The 18,021-nt window shown below is 68.9% G+C and carries 14 protein-coding genes and 4 pseudogenes; 5 read left to right on the top strand and 13 right to left on the bottom strand.

The window, feature by feature from the left end; translation table 11 throughout:
* Both ACLBYE_RS06540 and ACLBYE_RS06535 read right to left on the bottom strand, forming a co-directional pair.
* The coding region (locus tag ACLBYE_RS06540) for a Gfo/Idh/MocA family protein (protein ID WP_447693527.1) at positions 1-472 on the bottom strand (472 nt) is incomplete at its 3' end.
* A gap of 2 nt (positions 473-474) precedes the next feature.
* Positions 475-1,602, bottom strand: a complete 1,128-nt coding sequence (locus ACLBYE_RS06535; protein WP_447693526.1) for a Gfo/Idh/MocA family protein — start codon at positions 1,600-1,602, stop codon at positions 475-477.
* Positions 1,603-1,860: 258 nt separating this feature from the next.
* On the opposite strand from ACLBYE_RS06535, the gene ACLBYE_RS06530 reads away from it, so the two are divergent.
* Positions 1,861-2,025 (top strand): hypothetical protein, encoded by a 165-nt coding sequence (locus tag ACLBYE_RS06530; protein WP_447693525.1) that lies wholly within the window; start codon positions 1,861-1,863, stop codon positions 2,023-2,025.
* 409 nt (positions 2,026-2,434) lie between these two features.
* On the opposite strand, the pseudogene ACLBYE_RS06525 reads toward ACLBYE_RS06530, so the two are convergent.
* Positions 2,435-3,390: pseudogene (locus ACLBYE_RS06525) on the bottom strand (zinc-dependent alcohol dehydrogenase family protein).
* Positions 3,391-3,485: 95 nt separating this feature from the next.
* Here ACLBYE_RS06525 and gcvA point away from each other — a divergent pair.
* Positions 3,486-4,376: a transcriptional regulator GcvA gene (gene gcvA / locus ACLBYE_RS06520; protein WP_447693524.1), complete on the top strand. Its 891-nt coding sequence runs from the start codon at positions 3,486-3,488 to the stop codon at positions 4,374-4,376.
* A gap of 256 nt (positions 4,377-4,632) precedes the next feature.
* A pseudogene (locus tag ACLBYE_RS06515) lies at positions 4,633-5,480 on the top strand (IS5 family transposase).
* Between the two features lie 197 nt (positions 5,481-5,677).
* Here the strand turns inward: ACLBYE_RS06515 and ACLBYE_RS06510 are convergent.
* The 5 genes and pseudogenes from ACLBYE_RS06510 to ACLBYE_RS06490 all read right to left on the bottom strand — a co-directional run bounded on the left by ACLBYE_RS06510 (position 5,678) and on the right by ACLBYE_RS06490 (position 10,217).
* Positions 5,678-7,327 (bottom strand): ABC transporter ATP-binding protein, encoded by a 1,650-nt coding sequence (locus ACLBYE_RS06510; RefSeq protein ID WP_447693523.1) that lies wholly within the window; start codon positions 7,325-7,327, stop codon positions 5,678-5,680.
* A 391-nt stretch (positions 7,328-7,718) separates the two neighbouring features.
* Positions 7,719-8,213, bottom strand: coding sequence for a hypothetical protein (locus ACLBYE_RS06505; protein WP_447693522.1), 495 nt, complete (start codon positions 8,211-8,213; stop codon positions 7,719-7,721).
* Positions 8,214-8,334: 121 nt separating this feature from the next.
* Positions 8,335-9,156: a hypothetical protein gene (locus ACLBYE_RS06500; protein WP_447693521.1), complete on the bottom strand. Its 822-nt coding sequence runs from the start codon at positions 9,154-9,156 to the stop codon at positions 8,335-8,337.
* Positions 9,157-9,614: 458 nt separating this feature from the next.
* Positions 9,615-9,764: pseudogene (locus ACLBYE_RS06495) on the bottom strand (IS3 family transposase); the annotation flags it as partial.
* Between the two features lie 48 nt (positions 9,765-9,812).
* Complete coding sequence (locus ACLBYE_RS06490) at positions 9,813-10,217, bottom strand: hypothetical protein (RefSeq protein WP_447693520.1); 405 nt, start codon at positions 10,215-10,217, stop codon at positions 9,813-9,815.
* Between the two features lie 188 nt (positions 10,218-10,405).
* Here ACLBYE_RS06490 and ACLBYE_RS06485 point away from each other — a divergent pair.
* Positions 10,406-10,633 (top strand): annotated as a pseudogene (locus ACLBYE_RS06485) (lipase); the annotation flags it as partial.
* Positions 10,634-10,746: 113 nt separating this feature from the next.
* Positions 10,747-12,204: an FAD-dependent monooxygenase gene (locus ACLBYE_RS06480; RefSeq protein ID WP_447693519.1), complete on the top strand. Its 1,458-nt coding sequence runs from the start codon at positions 10,747-10,749 to the stop codon at positions 12,202-12,204.
* Between the two features lie 130 nt (positions 12,205-12,334).
* On the opposite strand, the gene ACLBYE_RS06475 is transcribed toward ACLBYE_RS06480, so the two are convergent.
* The 5 genes from ACLBYE_RS06475 to ACLBYE_RS06455 form a co-directional block, all read right to left on the bottom strand.
* Positions 12,335-13,792 carry an MmgE/PrpD family protein gene (locus ACLBYE_RS06475; RefSeq protein WP_447693518.1) on the bottom strand — a complete coding sequence of 486 codons (1,458 nt, stop codon included), beginning with the start codon at positions 13,790-13,792 and terminating at the stop codon, positions 12,335-12,337.
* Positions 13,793-13,833: 41 nt separating this feature from the next.
* Positions 13,834-15,162: an MFS transporter gene (locus tag ACLBYE_RS06470; RefSeq protein WP_447693517.1), complete on the bottom strand. Its 1,329-nt coding sequence runs from the start codon at positions 15,160-15,162 to the stop codon at positions 13,834-13,836.
* 123 nt (positions 15,163-15,285) lie between these two features.
* A complete protein-coding gene (locus ACLBYE_RS06465; protein WP_447693516.1) occupies positions 15,286-15,975 on the bottom strand; it encodes a 4-carboxy-4-hydroxy-2-oxoadipate aldolase/oxaloacetate decarboxylase in 690 nt (229 codons plus the stop codon).
* Positions 15,972-16,697 (bottom strand): PIG-L deacetylase family protein, encoded by a 726-nt coding sequence (locus ACLBYE_RS06460; protein WP_447693515.1) that lies wholly within the window; start codon positions 16,695-16,697, stop codon positions 15,972-15,974. Before ACLBYE_RS06460 ends, ACLBYE_RS06465 begins: the two co-directional genes overlap by 4 nt.
* Positions 16,698-16,875: 178 nt before the next feature.
* Positions 16,876-17,772, bottom strand: coding sequence for a LysR family transcriptional regulator (locus ACLBYE_RS06455; protein WP_447693514.1), 897 nt, complete (start codon positions 17,770-17,772; stop codon positions 16,876-16,878).
* Between the last annotated feature and the right edge of the window lie 249 nt (positions 17,773-18,021).

Below are 18,021 nucleotides of genomic sequence, written 5' to 3'. Positions count from 1 at the left end.
GGCGGGCGTCGAGATGCAGGGGATCGCCGATCTCGCCCGCCTCCAGCATCGCCTTGGCCCGCACGACGCCGGGCGTGAAGCGCATCCACATCGCCTCCATGCAGAAGACGCCCTTCCGCCGCGCCGCCTCCGCGATGCGCCGCGCCTGCCCGCCCGTGAGCGCGATCGGCTTCTCGATCAGCACCGACTTGCCGGCCTCGATGCAGGCCAGCGCGCTGTCCACGTGGTCGCTGTTGGGCGTGGCGATGTAGACGATGTCGATATCCGGCCGCGCGGCCAGGGCCTCGACGCCGGCGACGGCGGCCGGCGTGCCGGACGCCTGGGAGAAGGCCGCGGCGAAGGCCTGGGCGCTCCCGGTGCTCCGCGCCCCGACGGCGGTGAGGCGCGCGTCCGGGCGCCCCAGAAGGTCGCTGACGAAGCGCTGGGCGATGACCCCGGTGCCGAGGACGCCCCACGAGACGGTCTGTGCCATGGCTAGAACCTGGATCTCAGCTGGATCACGGCGCCGCCGCCGGCATTCTGCATGGCGAGCGCGATCTCGGTGATGTGCAGCACGAACCGCGCCGGGAGCGGCGCCGGAACGCCTGCCCGGATCGCCGCGGCCTGGGCCGCGGGTCCGCGGGCGAAGTCCATCTGCGACGGGTAGCTGGGCAGCTTGCCCCCGAAGCGGGGAGTCGGCAGCTTCCGACCGAGGAAGATCCGGCCGGGCAGGTAGCGCTGGATCCGGTGCAGCAGCCGGCCGAGCCGCCCGGGCGCCTCGCCGCTCGGCGAACGGAGATAGACCGGGCCCTGGCTGGCCCACGAATCGGTCACGGTCAGGACGCCCCGGTCGCCGATGATGTGCAGGGATCGGTCCTGCGGCGCGACGAGGCCGCAGGTGATCCGCGCGACGACGCCGGATCGGAACTCCAGGCACGCCGTCGAGAAGTCGTTGGCGACGGAGTCCGGGGGCTGGCCGGTGCCCTTGTCCGGGTAGAGGCGCGACGCGAAGGCAGTCATGCGCTCGACCGGGCCGAACATCAGGCTCATCCAAGTCAGGTAGTAGCCGGCGTGCTCCAGGGTGCAGCCGACCCGGTACTCGTCCTCGGCCGGCCAGGGGGCGCCGGTCACGCTCCGCCATTCATGCACCGGCTCGCGGAACACGGGCCCGTCCTCCAGCTCGGCGTAGACCAGCCGGACCGACCCGACCTGGCCGGACGCGACGGCCTCCCGCACGGTCGCGCCCGCCTCGCCCAGGATGCTCGCGGGCGCGCCGCTCAGCGAGAGGCCCTTCGCCTCGGCGAGGTCCACCAGCGCCTCGGCCTGGGCGTACTCCATGGCGAGCGGCTTCTCGGAGTAGACGTGCTTGCCGGCCTCCAGGGCGGCCTTTGTCACGACGTAGTGACTGTGCGGATTGGTCAGATTCAGGACGAGGCCGATCTCCGGCTCGGCCAGCAGGGCCTCGAGGCTGTCGAAGGCGCGGGCGTTGTAGTGACGGCAGAAGACGGCGCGCCGCTCCGGGTCCCGGTCGTAGACGCCGGCGAGGCGCAGTTCGGGGTGGTTCACGAGGGTCGTCATGTAGAAGTCGGCGACGTAACCGCAGCCGACGATCCCGATCTGCATCTCTGTCCCTGAAGGTCATCCGCACCGGATTCGGGTCGTAGCGGCAGCGCCCCGTTCCGCGCCTTCATCAATTGGGCGTAGGATCGACTCGCCGAGAGCTCAGCGACGCTCTCCGGCGCCCGAATTCCGCGCCCATGACTCGGCAGTACACGGCGCTCGGGCCGCAGGCGCTGACGCTATTCGGTCGAACGCGCGTTTAACGCTCCGTTTACCGTACGGTCCGAGAGTTCCGGTGCAACCGGAGCCCCGTGAACAGCCATGCTCGATGTCGCCTTCTGGTGGTGTGTGGCCGTGGCTTTGACCGGCTCGGTCGGCCTCGTCGGCCTGGCCGTCGCCGCCGGCCGGAGCGGCCGCTCGCAGCCGCGCGGCCTCAAGCTTCCCCGGACCGAGCCCCTCGTGCTCCGTCATTTCGGGCGCGCGTAGGTCGGCATTCGACCGGCACCGGCGGCGTGACCAGCGTCTCAGATCTTTAAGTTCGCGGTCGGGTCGAACTCCCGCCGGGAAGATTCGCCGTGACCGGGTCGCGCGAGGATCCGTGATCTTCACCGCTTCGCCCCGGTCGGCGTGGCCGTCGGGCCCCATCGCCTGAGGCCCCGGCGGTGGACGACAAGTCCGGAGGGTGGGCCGGGCGCGGTCGCCGGAACGGACGTGGCCGAGGTCGTCGACGGCAGGATCGCGCGCCTCCGGTTGCCGCTCGACCCGCCGACCGGTCGGGCTCGCCACGGTGCGACATCACGGGTTCAGCGGGCTCGATCTCAGGCGAGCCGCTTCCCTTCGCGGCGCCGGACGCTGCCGGTGTGAGGTCAGGGACCTCGAGCGAGGTCCGGCCGCGTCACGATCTCACCCGGAGCACGATCTTGCCTCCGAGCCGGCCCTCCTCGGAGCGCGCGTGGGCGCTGGCGACCTCGTCGAGGGGAAACTCCAGGCCGACCCGAGGCACCACGAGGCCGCGCTCGAGGAGGCGCGTCACGGCGTCGAGCTTGCGGCCGTCCTGGCGCGAGAAGACGAAGTGGTAGGTGGCGTTCCGGCCCCAGGCGTCGATGAGGTTCTGAGGCGTCGCGGTGTCGACCAGGGTGACGACGCGCCCGTCCTCGCGGAGGACGCGCGGGGAGCGCGCGAGCGTGTCGCGGCCGATCGTGTCCAGGACGACGTCGACGCCCCTGCCCCGGTCAGGCGATCGACGGCGTCCACATAGTCCTCGCGCTCGAAATCGATGACGGCCGAGGCGCCGAGCCGCTCGACGCGCGCCGCGTCGCTGCCGCGCGCCGTCGCCAGGACCCGCGCCCCGATGGCCTTCGCGACCTGGACGGCGATCGCCCCGACGCCCCCGGCCCCGCCGTGGACGAGGACGGTCTCGGTGACCTGCAATCGGGCCCGCTCGACCAGCCCTTCCCAGACTGTCACGCCGACGAGGCTGACGCTCGCGGCCTCGGAATGGGTGAGGTTGACCGGCTTGCGCGCGACGATGCCGGCATCCGCGACGTGGTACTCGGCGTAGGATCCCGAACCGCCGAAGATCCGCGGCGTGTAATAGACCTCATCCCCCGCGCAAAACTCGGTCACGTCGGATCCGATCTGGTCGATGACGCCGGACACGTCGTGCCCGATGATGGCCGGCAGCGCGACCTGATCGGCGTAGTCGCCGCGGCGGATCTGGCGGTCGAGCGGGTTGATCGACGTGGCATGCACGGCCACGCGGACCTGCCGGGGTCCCGGCCGAGGGTCCGGCAGCTCCCGGCGCTCGAAGCTGTCCGGCCCCCCGATCTTCGTCAACACCATCGCCTTCAAGTGAGCCTCCCGTCCTGACCGGCCAACCTTGTGTCAGCCGGGCTGCGGGATGACGAACGCGTTCTCCTCACGGGGCCGATGAGCTACGTTCAGCCATGACGACGCGGAGATCGCTTCCCCCGCTCGCGGCGCTCCGGGCCTTCGAGGCGGCCGGGCGCCGCCTGAGCTTCCGCGGTGCCGCCGATGAACTGGGCGTCACGGCGACCGCCATCAGTCATCAGATCCGGCTTCTCGAGCAGACCCTGGGGCTGCGTCTCTTCCACCGCGAGACGCGCCGGGTCCGGCTGACCGCCGAGGGCACCGTGCTGCTGCCCGTGTTGCGCGACGGTTTCGACGCGTTCGCCCGAGCCATCGACGAGATCCGCGGCCGGCACGCGGCCGGCGTTCTCACGCTCTCGGCCCCGACCGCCTTCGTCGCGAAGTGGCTCGTGCCTCGGCTCGCCGACTTCCGGGCCGCGCATCCCGGTTGCGACCTGCGACTGCACGCGTCCGACAGCCTGGTCGACTTCGCCCGCGACGGCGTGGACCTCGCCGTCCGGTACGGGCCCGGTCCCTATCCCGGCCTCGACGCGCACAGGCTGGTGGTCGACCGGGTCGCGCCCGCTTGCAGTCCGCGTCTCGCCATCCGATCCGAGAGCGATCTGACCCGCCACCCCCTGCTGCATTTCGAGTGGCCCGACCTGACCGACGAGACGCCGACCTGGCCGGCCTGGCTGCGGAAGGCCGGGATCACCGATGTCGATGGCGGCGCGGGCATCCGCTTCAGCGACGAAGGCCACGTCATCCAGGCCGCGATCGCCGGTCAGGGCATAGCGCTGGTCTCGGTCGTCCTGACCGCCGACGACCTCGCGAGCGGCACGCTGGTTCAGCCCTTCGGGCCTGTCCTCGACGCGCACCCCTACTGGGTCGTCCACCCGCGACATCCGGCCCAGGCGGGACGCGTCGGGATGCTGATCGACTGGCTGCGCCACGTAGCCATCAAATGATGCGTGACCATGTGGCCAGGTCTCTATGAAGGACCGAAAGCGGCTATCCGTCGGCCGTTCGGCCATCTCAGTCCGGGGCGGGACCCACCGTCTCGACCCTGATGCGGCGAACGTCCGAAGCGTTGGCCGAAAAGCCCTGTTCGATCGGGGTGCCCCTCATGGAGCGGGATTTTCGCCGATCGCCGGCAAATCTCGGCGGCGTAGTGAGCCTAAGAGCGCCTGACAGAACGGGCACGGATCGTCTGGGCAGGCGTTGGTGGGTACGTGCCCGCTTCTGCCCGACGATCTCTGGGTCGCGATTGCCCCGCTCCTGTAGCCCCGGTCACGTCCGAAGGGCGGACGCCGTCCGGTCGCGAAGCCGGCGGCGCTGACCGGTATCCTGTTCGTGCTGCGCTCAGGTCTGCCCCTGAGAGTTGCTGCCGGCAGATGGGCTGCGGCTGCGGGATGAGTTGCTGGTGGCGCCTGCGCGACCGGCAGGAGGAAGGCGTCTGGGCGCGCCTGCATCAGGTCCTGCTGGAGCGCCTGCACGCGGCGGGTGAGATCGACTGGAGCCGGGCGAGCTTGGACAGCGCGTCTGTCCCTGCCAACAAGGGTAGTCTGCGACCCGCCCGAACCCGACGGACCGAGGCAAGCCGGGCTTGAAGCGCCACCTCGTCACCGATGCGCGCGGGACGCCGCTCGGCTTCTGCCTGAGCGGGGCCGATCGGCACGTCAGCCCGATGCTGGCCCCGGCGCTCGATGCGATCCCGACGCTCGATGCGATCCCGACGCTCGATGCGATCCCGCTCCTGCGTAGCGCACGGCGCGGTCGCTCGCGCCGACGGCCCGGCAAGCTGCGCGCCGATAAGGCCTACGATACCAGGGCGAGGCGCCAGGAGGGCAGGGCCCGCGGGATCGTACCGCGATCGCCCGCAAAGGCATTAAGAGTAGCGAGCGGCTCGGGCGTCACCGCTGGGTCGTCGCGCGCACCCACGCGTGGTTCAATCGATTCCGCCGCCTGCCCATCTGCGACGAGCAACGCGCCGACATCTGCGAAGCCTTCACCGGCCTCGCCGCAGCCTCATCACCCTCAACCAGATCAAGCAAATCTATTCGGCGCTCTGAACTGATCGGGCGCGGGCGACGCGGCCACGCCCCCTTCGATGCCTATTTTGGTCGTAAGTGGACGGGCAGGAAACCACCCCTGAGAGACGCTGGGGCGAGCCATGGGCAGCGGCAGACGCTGGCCGAAGGATATCGGTCCGCTTCGGAGAGGGGCGCCCCCAAAAGCGGACGGCCTCCGATCGACCCGTCTCAGACGGTTACGCCTGTGGTGGGGACGCCGACAGGCGGACGTTCTGATCGCCTGGCCGTATCATGGAGGTGCGGTGCGTGACGGCGATGATGGTCAACCCGTCAGCAAGGTCACGTAAGCCGTCCATGATGTGCCGCTCGGTCTCGTCGTCGAGGGCCGAACTGGCTTCGTCGAGAACGAGAATCGCCGGTTCGCCGTAGAGCGCCCGCGCGATGGCGATGCGTTGCCGCTCACCGCCCGACAGCTTGAGGCCCCGTTCGCCCACGACGGTCTCAAACCCCTGCGGCATGGCCTCGATGCGGGTGAGGATGGAGGCCTGCGCGGAGGCCCGGCGGAGGCGCTCCGCGTCGAACGGACGGCCCAGCACGATGTTGGCCGACAGCGTATCGTTGAGCAGTGTCACCTCTTGCGGCACGACGCCGACATGGTTGAACCAATCATCGCTCGCGATGCGAGTCAGATCGGTTCCGTCGGCGAAGATGTGGCCGCCGCTCGGTTGCAAGCCCTTCAGCAGCAGGCGAACGACGGTTGATTTGCCTGCACCGGTCTCACCCGTGAGGAAGGTCGGCGTGCCGCGGCGAGCGACGAAGGAGAGGTCGGCAACGCCACGGCCATTGGCGTAGCGAAAGCTGACGTTCTCGAAAGCGACAATGCCGAGGGACGGCCGGTAGGGCAGCGGATCGGCGGGCTCGAGCTCCTCCGGTGCTCTCCACATCATCGCCAAGGGCCGGAAGCGGGCCGCCGCTTCGACCGACTCCTTGATGGCCATTCCGACCATGTGGAACGGCTCATTCAACTGGATCAGCAAGGTGTTGAAGAGCACGATGCCGCCGATCGAGATCAGGCCGCCCTCGAACCGAGGGACGAGGATCAGGAACGTGACCGTCAACTGCAAGGCTGCAGCGATGCCCAGAAGCCCACAGAAGGCGCTGCTCACCAGCGCGTAGCGACGCAGATTCGCGAAGGCATCACCCGCGCTGGCAGTAAAACGCTCCGTGATCCATCGTTCTCCGCGTGTCTGGCGCAGGGTGTCGATGACGGCGATGGCGTTGCCGACCAGGCGCGCATTGGCCTGACTTTGATTCATCGCCTCATTGAGAGCAGGTTTGACTTTGCCGATACGCGTGTAGTCGAGCGCGATCACGACCATGCCGTAGAGGAATATGATCAGGGCGATGTCCCAGCTGACGAGGTTGCCGAGGACGAGGACGCTGAAGGCGATCTGGACACATCCAGGGAGCAAGCCTCCGAGCCCGAGCTGGGTGATGAGGTTCAGCGTCTGGGTTCCCTGCTGACGGGCCGTCCCGATCTCCGCGGCGTTGTGCTCCAGGAAGAAAGCCGGCGTCTTGTGCAGAAGGCGCGCAAAGAAGGCCGTATTTGCAATGAAAGATAAACGCTCCGCGCAGAGCACGATCAGGAACCGTGATCCGATGCCCAGAGCTTTGGCGCATCCGAACAGGAATGCGTAGGACATGAGGAGCGGGAGCGCGTCGGACCGCACTTGTCCGCGGGCCAGATCGTCGACGGCGCGTGAGAACAGGTACGGAGCCGAGATCGAGGCCAATGCACCGAGCAAACTGGCCGAAATCACCGCGATGGTCGTCAGGCGGGCGTCACGCCAGTAGGCTCGCAGCAACGAGTTCAGAATCGAAATCATTCGAAATTGCCAGGGAAAATCCTAGGGGCCATTTTCGGATCCCTCGTAAGCTTGAGGAATGCAAGATTTTTCGCGGTAACCCGCGACTGGATCTGCCCGCCTCGATGCATCCGCCGTCCGGGAGCGGACGGGCAAGGAGCCAACCATCCCGGACATTTGCCCTGTCCCGCCCTATATCCGAATGGCGATCGAAGACCCGACATCCACACGCCATGTGTCCAGCGCGGGATACATTACATAGCGCCATGCCAATCGGATTGTCCCTCGCGCAATCAGGAAAGGTCACGCGCTCCGATCCAAGCATCAATGCAAGTTATATTTAATAAAAACCTCGAATTAAATGATAATACCTGCGTGCGAGAGCATCGCTCAACGCAGATCTGCACGCGATTCAATTGGGCTTCCCATCTTCCGCGATGTCCGCCGTGAGCGGGCCGGCGGCCATCTCCTCGATGTGTTCAATCGCGGCTTTCAGACTTTTGAACGCCCCCATCGGGCCGCGCAGGTGTACGACCGTTTTTCGCCGACTGATCGGGGTGCCGTCCGCGCTGGGCTCGGAGAGCATCATCTCGAGAGCGAGGCGACCGACGCCTCCTCCGAAGCCATGCGTCGATGTGGCTTCGAAGTAGATGACGGGAGCTTCGAGGGTACCTTCGACCTCACTGGGGACGATCGGAACGGAGCTGATCTTGGGACGGCTGGTCAACGGTGCGTCTCCGGTGTTGGCCGCGTCGAGGGTGCAACCGGCCATAGTGAGCACGGCATGCGGGCGTGCGCCTTCGCCGATGTCCTTCCATCGCTGCCTGTTCGACCCCTTCTGTCGCGTGCGAACGGTCGCCCGACAGAGCCACGGTGCGCCCCTATTCAAAAATGTCGGGACGATCATCGTCTCCCTGAGAGAGCGAACAGAGGACGAGTGTCACCCGGATGGAGAGGCGGACCGTCTATCCTGAGCAGAAAATGCTCCGACGACGGCACCGCCCCACCCTCGACTTCGAGAGTTCCGCTCAAGGGATGACAAAGGGATCCTCGAAGTCGTCGGGATGCGTCGAGCAGGCCGGGGCGTCATTGAGCTTCCGACACGGCCATCGCGATCGGGTAATTCGATCGACGAGCTCGAAGCGAGAACCGGTCCAGTGGACGAAGCCGAAGTGGGCCCAAGGGCCCGCGGCCTTCGGATCGTCCTTCTCGAGCGGTGGCGAGTCAGGATCGAATTCCATGATCCAGCGCATGGTGGGCGCATAAGGCAGCTTGTCGTCGAGCAGAAACGGAACGCTGCCGCCGTACTTCGTCTGACGCACGCGGTCGTCGGAGCTCAGGACCGGATCCGCCGGCAGCACGTCCGCACTGACATCCCGCAAGGCGCCGTCGGCAGCGAACCGAAAAGCCTTCCGACCCGTGCCGTCGTGGCAATCCAACCCCGCCTCACCCTGGTCGCACCGCACCGGCCAGATCAGGTACACGGTGTCTCGGGGGTCCGCGCCCTCGAAGCTGCGGACCATGAACGCGCCGGCCCCCAGCGTGAAGTCAGGACGGCGCCCGAAGCCGGGAGCCGCCAGATAAAGAGCCTTGCGGAGATCCTCACGGCGCGTGTCAGCTTCGAGGTTGAACGCTCGGACAGGGAGGGCCAAGACAGCGTGTGCCACATGCTCAGGAGCCGGGCCGAAGCAGTGATCGTCGAAATGAAGCCCGAGGAACGAGGTCCCTCCACCCGCGTCGTGGGGCTTGCAGATCGCCCCCATGGCCCGCCCAAGCTCGAGGGGCATCCACGGACTTGGCATGGTCGCCGGGACCCGAGGGAAGACGGGGTCGGCGTCGAACAGCTTCATGGCCGCGGGACGCACGATGGCCCCACGTGCGTCAGCCAGTCCCGGAGCATGCCCGCGCGCGAACCCGTTGCTACAAGATCCGACCAGTGATGCGACCACAAAGAGGCTGGATAAAAACTTCATCCGACGACCTTGTCGCATATCCGCCAGTAATCGACGTCACCAACTATGTTGCAGCAGGAACTCGGCCCTGTGTTGTAGTCAGATGTTAGGGTTGCTCATTGCCGCGAGCCACCCGCGTTCCCGCTCTGACTTCGGCAACCGTCGCGGACACGTCGGACAAACCCGAGTCCGCGCAGCGCAAGCGCCTGTGTTTCTGTACGCCGCGTAACCGGCGTCGTCACGCCATGGCGATGAGCTAGTCCGCTGGACAAGCCCATCGAGGTCTACGGTTTTGCCGGCCTGCGCCGTGACCCGCAGTGAACCCGCCGGGCTTCCCGGAGGCTGTCCGGTTCGGGTCAGGCGGCCGAGGCTCGGACCTCGGCTTCGGCAGGATAGCGGGTCTCCGCCTCGGCGGGAGGCAGGTTGCCGAGCGGTTCGCGCAGCCGCCGCTGGTTGAACCCGTTGACCCATTCGAGGGTGGCGTACGCGACCGCCTCGAACGTGCGCTCGAGATCTCACGCCGCAGCGTCCATCGCGCCCTGAAGGACGCAGCATCACCTGAAGCGCTCGGGCCGTCCCCGCCCCTCGAATGACTGGTCGGGCCGCTCGCGCCCCTCGCGTGACTGTACCATCGGGCTCCAGAAGCCATCCGGCGACCAACTGTGCGGCTGCACGGGAACATGCCCACCGTCCCAGTTGCGAGGCCTCATGTCAGCGATCAGCCTCGACCCAGTGTCGTAGCGGTACATCTCACGCCGGTCGCCATCGGCGCGGCGTCGGACCGCGCTCAGGTCAGTGTTGATGTCGATGGGAGCCATCTTCTGGGAAGCGCTGCGCGGCGCGCGCTTCGCGGTCACGGGCTTCGAGTCGAAATAGTCACGGTAATCCCCGTACGACTCGACCGCCGTCGCGCCGACCGTCGATCCGAGAAGTATGGCGGCCGCGAGCAATGTCTTCACTGTCCCACACCTTCTGCATGCACGGTGTCATCTGGCAGGTCCGAATTTACGTCGACCCGCCGAACTGTGTAGGATTGTAGGCGATCTTCCAGAGAATGCGGTGACGTGCAGCACAGGCCGGATGCCGCTCAGGCCGCAGGAAGGCGCGGCTCTCCAGTTCTCACGCGGCTCCTGAGTCTGCTCCGCCGCGCATCCCGATCGTCCTGGCGCGGGGCAGCACGGACAACCGCGTGCTGCCGCGGATGACCGAGGACCATCGCGCGCGGCTGTGCCGAGCCGGCAGCCGGGTCGAGTTCGATCTCGTTCCTGCCGCGGGACATCTGTCGATGGCCAAGGACGCTGCGCCGGCGGCCCTCGACCGGATCGGTGACCGCTCCGCCGGCGTGCCGGCACCGAGCGACTGCGGTGAGCCTTGACCGCCGGACGGCGCCCTTTAGGGTCGGGTCTCTCCGCTGGGCGAATTCGAGACTGAGGTGGACCGCCTCAGGATATGCGACCGAGCGAGCCACGTGGCGCGGGAGGCGGGTCCATGACGGACATTCTCATCGTCGGCGCGGGGCCGGTCGGTCTGACCATGGCGGCGGAGCTGGCCCGCTACGGCGTCGGAGTGCGCCTGATCGACCGCGCACCGCACGCCACGGAGACCTCGAAGGCCCTCGTGGTCTGGTCGCGCACTCTCGAACTCATGGATCGCATGGGTTGCACGCGAGCCTTCCTGGATGCGGGACTGCGCGCTCCCGGTGCCTCGATCCGCAGCGGCGGCAAGGTGCTCGGCAGCCCGCGCCTGGAAGGCGTGGCGAGCGCGTACAACTTCGCCTTGATGATCCCGCAGTGCGAGACGGAGCGCCTGCTCACCGCGCACCTGGGCGCCTACGGCGTCGAGATCGAGCGTCAGGTCGAGCTGGTCGACTTCGCCGAGACGGCGGACGGCATCGACGCGCAGGTGCGACACGCCGACGGTCGCGAGGAGACGGTGAGGACGCCGTGGCTGATCGGCTGCGACGGTGCTCACAGCACGGTCCGGCACAAACTCGGCATCCCGTTCTCCGGCTCGGCGCAGGGGGACGACTGGCTGCTCGCCGACGTGCGCCTCGAGGGGCCCGCAGCGCCGCCGCCGGACGAGATCGCGACCTACCTGCACCGTGACGGTCCCTTCGTCGTCTTCCCGATCCCGGGCGGTCGGGCGCGCGTCATCGCGACGGTGGGCAAGGCCGATGCGGCGCACCCGCGGCCGGAGCCCACCCTCGACGACGTGCAAGCCCTCGTCGATCAGCGCGCCGGCGGCGGCTTCCGCGTGTCTGACCCGGTCTGGTTGACGCACTTCCGCATCAACGAGCGCAAGGTCGCGGATTACCGGCGCGGGCGCGCCTTTCTCGCCGGCGATGCGGCGCACATCCACAGTCCCGCGGGCGGACAGGGGATGAACACCGGTATGCAGGACGCGGTGAACCTCGCCTGGAAGCTGGCGATGGTGGTGCGCGGTCGAGCGAGCGCGTCCCTGCTCGACAGCTACAGCCCGGAGCGCAGCGCGGTCGGGGAGCTGGTCCTGCGCAACGCGACCCGGCTGACCGACATGGCGACGCTGTCGAACCCGGCGGCGCAGGCGGCGCGCAACCTCGCGCTGCGCTTCCTGCTCGGCCTCCATGTCGTCCGCGACCGGATGGCGACGCAGTTGAGCGAGATCGAGATCGCCTATGCCGACAGCCCGCTCTCCCTCGGACACGGCGCCGGCGCGCGTTGGGAGCCTGATGCCTACGCGGGACCGCCCCCGGGCGCCGGCAGCGAGCCGCGCTTCGTCCTCTATGCGGCGGACGCGACGCGCGGGGCTGAGCTGATCGAGCGCTTCCCCGGCCTGCTCGAACCGACGCGTCGGTCGCCGCCGAGCGGTTCCGGCCTCATCGTTGTCCGACCCGACGGCTACATCGGTCTGGCTGCGAGGGATGGCGCGTGGGAGACCGCCGAGCAGTATCTGCGAGCCCGCGCGTGAGGCGATCGAACGAGATCCGTACGGCTGCTGCCTGAGCCGGAACTGGCGGTTCGGGCTCTGAGACCCCGATGCCGGCTCCCGGTGCGCAGCGGCCCTGGCCCACGTGAGTGTACGGTCCCCTACTGGCCGATCAGGACGGTATCAGCCGCCCTAGGTCGCGAACGTCCGTGAGACTTTCGAGATCGTTCAGACGCGCGATCAGGTCGTCCGCGCGCGGCGCCCCGAGCACGGGCAGGATCAGGTCGCGCACCTTCGCGTTCACACGCTCCGTGCCCAGGGGGTTTTCCTTCGTTCCGGGTGGGAACTTCGTGAAGTGCTCCAATCTGCGCCCGTCCTCGAGGACCACCTCGACCCGCGCGCTGCGCGGGGCCTCCCGCGTCATCAGAGCGGGATCGCCCACGACGTCGACCTTCTCCCGTACCGACCGGATGGAGGGCGCCTGCATCAGGCTCACGTCATGGCTGTCGGCGAAGGAGACGGCGCCCTTCTCGAGCGCCAGGGCGACGAGATGCTGGCAGTTCACGTCCGGCATGGCGCTGTGGCCGACGATCCCGACCGCGTCGCTCGGCAGGTGCACCACGACCCGCCGCACATCCTCGGCGCGCACGCCGTAGCGCTCGCGGAGCGTCAGCACGGCGTCGAGCGGCGACTGGATCGGGTACCCGACCGAGAAGGTCTTGATCGCGGTCTCGGTGACGAAGAAGCGGCTTCCGAGCCCGTCGAGCATCGCCTCGGGCTTCGGGTCACCGGAGAGCGCGATGAACAGGTTGTGCGTGCCGTCGAGGACGTCGCTGACGCCGGTCAGGCCTGCCTGGACCATGGAGACGGCGGTGACCCCGTTGCGCGCGCCCATGCCGGCGAAGTCGAAGGCCTTCTCGATATGGTCTTCGTCCTTGACCCAGCTCCACAGGCCGGAGACCTGCTGGGCCGCGTAGGAGATCGCGAAGCGCGTACCGCGCTCGTCGAGCTGCGCGAGCGCGGCCGCCGCCCCGAGCGCACCGAACGTCGAGCTCGTGCCCTCCGCGCTGCGGTGCGCGCCGCGCACGAGATCGGGCCCGAGCGCCATCAGGAGCCGGCAGCAGAGATCGTAGCCGAGCGCTACCGCCCGGATCATCTCCGCGCCCGAGCGGCCCTCCTTCTCGGCCATGGCGAGAGCGGCCGGCACGGTCGCCGAGCCTGGATGGGCCTTGGTGACGGGCTCGAAATCGTCGGTCTCGTCCGCGTGGGCGCACATGGCATTGGCGAGGGCCGCGTTGATCGCCGTCGTGCGGGTGCCGGACGCCACCACGGTGGCCTGCTCGATCCCGCCGAGGCCGCGCACATAGGCCGCCGCCATCTCGCCGGGCCGCATGCGAGCCCCGGAGATCATGGCGCCGAAGGTGTCGAGGATGCGGTGCTTGCAGGCCAGTACGACCTCGGGCGGCAGCGGCCTGTCGCGCGCCTCGACCATGTAGCGCGCGAGCCGCCCGGTGATCTCGGCTCCGGCCGGAGCCGCTCGAGCCGGCAGGGCGGTGGCGAGCAGGCTGCCGCCCGTCAGCTGCAGGAGCCTGCGCCGATCCGTGCCACGTCCGGGTGCGCTCCGCGACATCCGATGCTCCTCCCCGAGCCCTACCGTGCGGTCAGAGTCCGTCACGCATCGATCCGTACCAGATGGGGCTCGGAGGCCGTGCCGGCACCCTGGCCCGGCTCGACCCGGCGACCGTCCGGATCGCCCGGATCGCCGTGCAGGTCGGAGCCGGCGGTCTCGGGCAGGAGCAGCGCGGCGCAGAAGGCGACCCCGTAGGCGCAGAGGGCGCAGGCGCCCATCGCGGTGCCGAGGGGCAGGCTCCCGGCGAGGACCCCGACCGTCGCGGGCACGACCGACCCGAACCCGCGGCCGCCGCCCAGGCAGAAACCCTGGCCGCTCGCCCGGATCCCCGTCGGGAACAACTCCGCGAAGGTCGGGAGCATGCCCGACGCGAGCGCTCCCTGGAACGCGCCCAGGAAGAAGCTCAGCACGATCGTGGTGCCGAGGCCGATGGGCGCGAGCAGCAGGATCGCGACGTTGCCGGATTGCAGGACCAGGAAGGTCATGAAGGCCGGACGCCGGCCGATCCGGTCCGACAGCCAGCCGTAGAGCAGCGGGCCGACGAGCGAGCCGAGGATGTTCATCGCGAGATAGCCGGTGCTCGACTTGATCGAGAGGCCGAGCGCCGTGCGCAGGTAGGTGGGCAGCCAGGTGATCATCACGTAGGCGCCGCCGAAGATCCCCGTCGACATCACCGCGGCCGCGAGCGTGCGGCGCAGGTGCCGGCCCGCGAAGATCGCCCAGAAGGGAGGCGGGGCGACGCCATCGCGCTGCGCGGCCTTCGCCTGCGTGTAGATGCCGGATTCCGGGACCAGGCGGCGGATGAAGAAGACGAGGGCCGCCGGGGCGATGCCGATGGCGAAGAACACCCGCCAGCCCATCTCCTCCGAGAACAGCGCGGCGATCACCGGCAGCAGGCTCACCGAGATCGCGTAGCCGACCGCGTAGCTGCTCTGCACGGAGGCCGCGACCCGGCCGCGCAGGGCCGGCCGGATCACCTCGCTGATCAGCACGCCGCCGACCGCCGCCTCGCCCCCGTAGCCGAGGCCCTGGAGGAAACGGACGGCGGCGAGCGACCAGAAGTCGCTCATGAAGGCGGCCATGCAGGTGAAGCCCGCGACCATCAGGATGGTGAGTTGCAGGATGCGCACGCGGCCGATCCTGTCGGCCAGGATGCCCGCCGCCCATCCACCGACCGCGGCCCCCGCGAGCGAGGCGGTGGCGAGGTAGCCGGCCTCGGCCTGGGTCAGTCCGAGCGTAGCGATGAGGGCCGGGATGACGAGGGCGTAGATCGTCGTGTCCATGGCATCGAGGCCGAAGCCCGCGAAGCAGGCCCAGTAGGTCCGCCGCTCCGTGCGATCGAGTTCGTGATACCAGCCGAGCTTCATCATGGTGCGGGTCCTCCTGCCATGGGGGTTCGCGCCTCGCGCCGACCCTCGGCCGCGCGGGACGCGCCGCTCGGGCCCTGCCGTCTCTTGACGGACGGTCTGCCGGGCTCCGCGGTGGTGACTGCGTCAGTCCTGAGGATCGTCGACGTATCGCAGGCCCGCAGCGGCGAGCGGCCCGCGCATCGCGTAGAGGTCGAGGCCGAGCTCGCCCGAGGCGAGGCGGGCGCGCTTGGCCTCCTCGTTCGCCGCACGCGCATCGGCTTTCGCGGCGACCTCCGCCGCCTCGGCGTGGGGCACCACCACGACGCCGTCGTCGTCTGCGACGACCGCGTCGCCCGGGCGCACCAGGGCGCCGGCGCAGACCACCGGCACGTTCACGCTGCCGGGCGTGGCCTTCACGGTGCCCTTGGCCGAGATCGCCCGCGACCAGACCGGGAAGCCCATCTGCTTGAGGGCGCGCACGTCGCGGCAACCCGCGTCGATGACGAGGCCGACACCGCCGCGGGCCTTCAGCGAGGTGGCGAGCAGGTCGCCGAACATTCCGTCGGTGTTGTCGGTGGTGCAGGCCACGACCAGCACGTCGCCGGGCCGGCACTGCTCGATGGCGACGTGGAGCATCCAGTTGTCGCCGGGCTGGGCCAGCACCGTCACGGCGCTGCCGGCGATCGCGGCGCCCTCCCAGATCGGGCGCATGTAGGTCTTCAGGAGACCGGTGCGCCCCTGCGCCTCGTGGACGGTGGAGACGCCGTGCTGGGCGAGGCGCTGCGCCACCTCGGGCGCGATGCGCGGGATGTTGCGGACGACGACGGTCCTCATGCGAGCGCCTCCACGGTCATCGGGAAGAGCCGCTGGTAGGCCTCGCCATAGGTCATCGCGGTGCCGGAGTTCCGGCCGCCCTGAACGCCGCGGTTGAGGGCGACGCGCTCGTAATAGTCCCAGAGATGACGCTGGGCGGCGAGCACCCGGAAGGCGCGGCTCTTGGTCTCCCAGACCGGGTCGATGTTGAGGATCACCTGGGGCTTGAAGTTGCACTGCTCGGGCTGGTGCGGCTCGAACAGGAAGACCGGGGGCGCGCTGTAGCGACGCTCCGGGTCCGGCTTGTGCCCGGCGGCCTGGGCGATGACTCGGGCCTCCTGCGCGAGGTGAGCCGCGACCGGGTGGTCGAAGTTGTAGGGGTCCTCCAGGGCGTGCGTGAGCACGAAGGCCGGATTGAGCTCCCGGTAGACGTCGACCAAGCGATCGAGTTCGGCCTCGCCCACCCGCAGCGGGTAGTCGCCGACATCGAGGAACTCGATCTCGGCGCCGAGGATCGCGGCAGCCTCCTCGGCCTCGGAGCGGCGCTGCGCCTTCACGTCCTCGAGACGCACCCCAGCCGTCTTCCAGGCCCACTGGCTCTCGCCGCGCTCGCCGTAGGACAGGCAGACGATCTTGACGCGGTAGCCCCCGGCGGCATGGAGCGCGATGGCTCCGCCGGCGCGCCAGACGAAGTCGCCTGGATGCGCGGTGACCACGAGGCCTGCCTTCTGCACTGACGGCATGGACGCCTTCGTCCTCCCTGATCTCGCCGCGAGCCGGGACGCGCGGCCTTGTCTCAGGTCCAAGACTAGAAGGCGCCGATGTATGAGACAAATGAAATGATTATATGTTTTGTTGCATAAAATCGATGAATGGGGAACTCGCTCGCCCGTCCCCGCGGGCTGCTGCCGTGCTGAGACCTCAAACCGCCTGGAAGTAGTCTCGGAAGATCCGAGCCAGGCGCTCGGCCGGCGCCGACAGCGTATGGCCACGGCGGGTGACGACGCCGATCGTGCGCGAGATGCTGGGCGCGCGCAGCGGTACGGCGACGAGATCGCTGTCCGGCGCCGTCTGGAAGGCCAGGCGCGGCACGACGGTGATGCCGAGACCGCCGAGCACGAGGCCGATCGCTGTCGCGACGCGATGAACCTCATAGGTCCAGCCCATCTCGGCGTAGCGTCCGCCGAGGCCGGCCGCGATGAGGAGGTTGTTGCCGGTCTGCTCGCCGATCTTGACCAAGGCCTCGTCCCGGAGATCCGCCCAGGTGACCGCCTTCTCGCCCGCGAGCCGGTGGCCGGCCCGGCAGACCAGCACGAAGAGCTCCTGGTGGATCGGGGCGATGTCGAGGTCGTAGTGCTGCGCCGACATGATGGTGACGCCGAACTCGGCGTCGCCGGCGCGCACGCGCTCCACGATGGCGGTCGCCGAGTGATCGAGGATGTGCACCAGCACGTCTGGGTCACGCTGACCGAAGCGCTGCAGGATGACCGGCAGGTGGGAGCTCGCGATCGTCGGCAGGCACCCGATGCGCACGAGATCCTGGCTCTCGCGTCCCTTGGACCGCAGCTTACCGAAGATCTGGGATAGTTCCGCGACGATGCGCTGGGCGCTCGGCAGCAGGTCGACGCCGGCCGGGGTCAGGGTGACCTGCCGCGTGGTGCGGGCGACGAGCTTTACCCCGAGCTCGTCCTCGAGCTTCTTGAGGCGATGGCTCAAGGCGGCCTGGGACAGGTTGAGGCTGGCGGCCGCCCGGTTGAAGCTTCCCCAGTTGGCAATGCTGAGGAAGGCCTGGAGCCCCAGGAAGTCGACCCGCTCCATCGTGCACTGCCGTCCCGTGTCTGAAGGCGCCGCGGAACCGACGCAGTGGCACGCCTACGCCCAGGCGGGAAGCCTCGCCTGCACTGGGGAAGAGCTGGGCTGCAAGGGTCAGCCGATCGTCTCGTGGCCCGTGCAGGGAAGACCTGGACGCTCCGCTCACCTCGGGCTTGCCGGTCGCAGCACGGCGCCGAAGGCCACAGCGGCTTCGCCGCGCCGTTCACGGCAAGTGCGTCGTCCGATGGCTGCAGT

The sequence above is a fragment of the Methylobacterium sp. A52T genome, from assembly GCF_053346095.1.
This window is presented reverse-complemented; position numbering and strand designations above follow the sequence as displayed.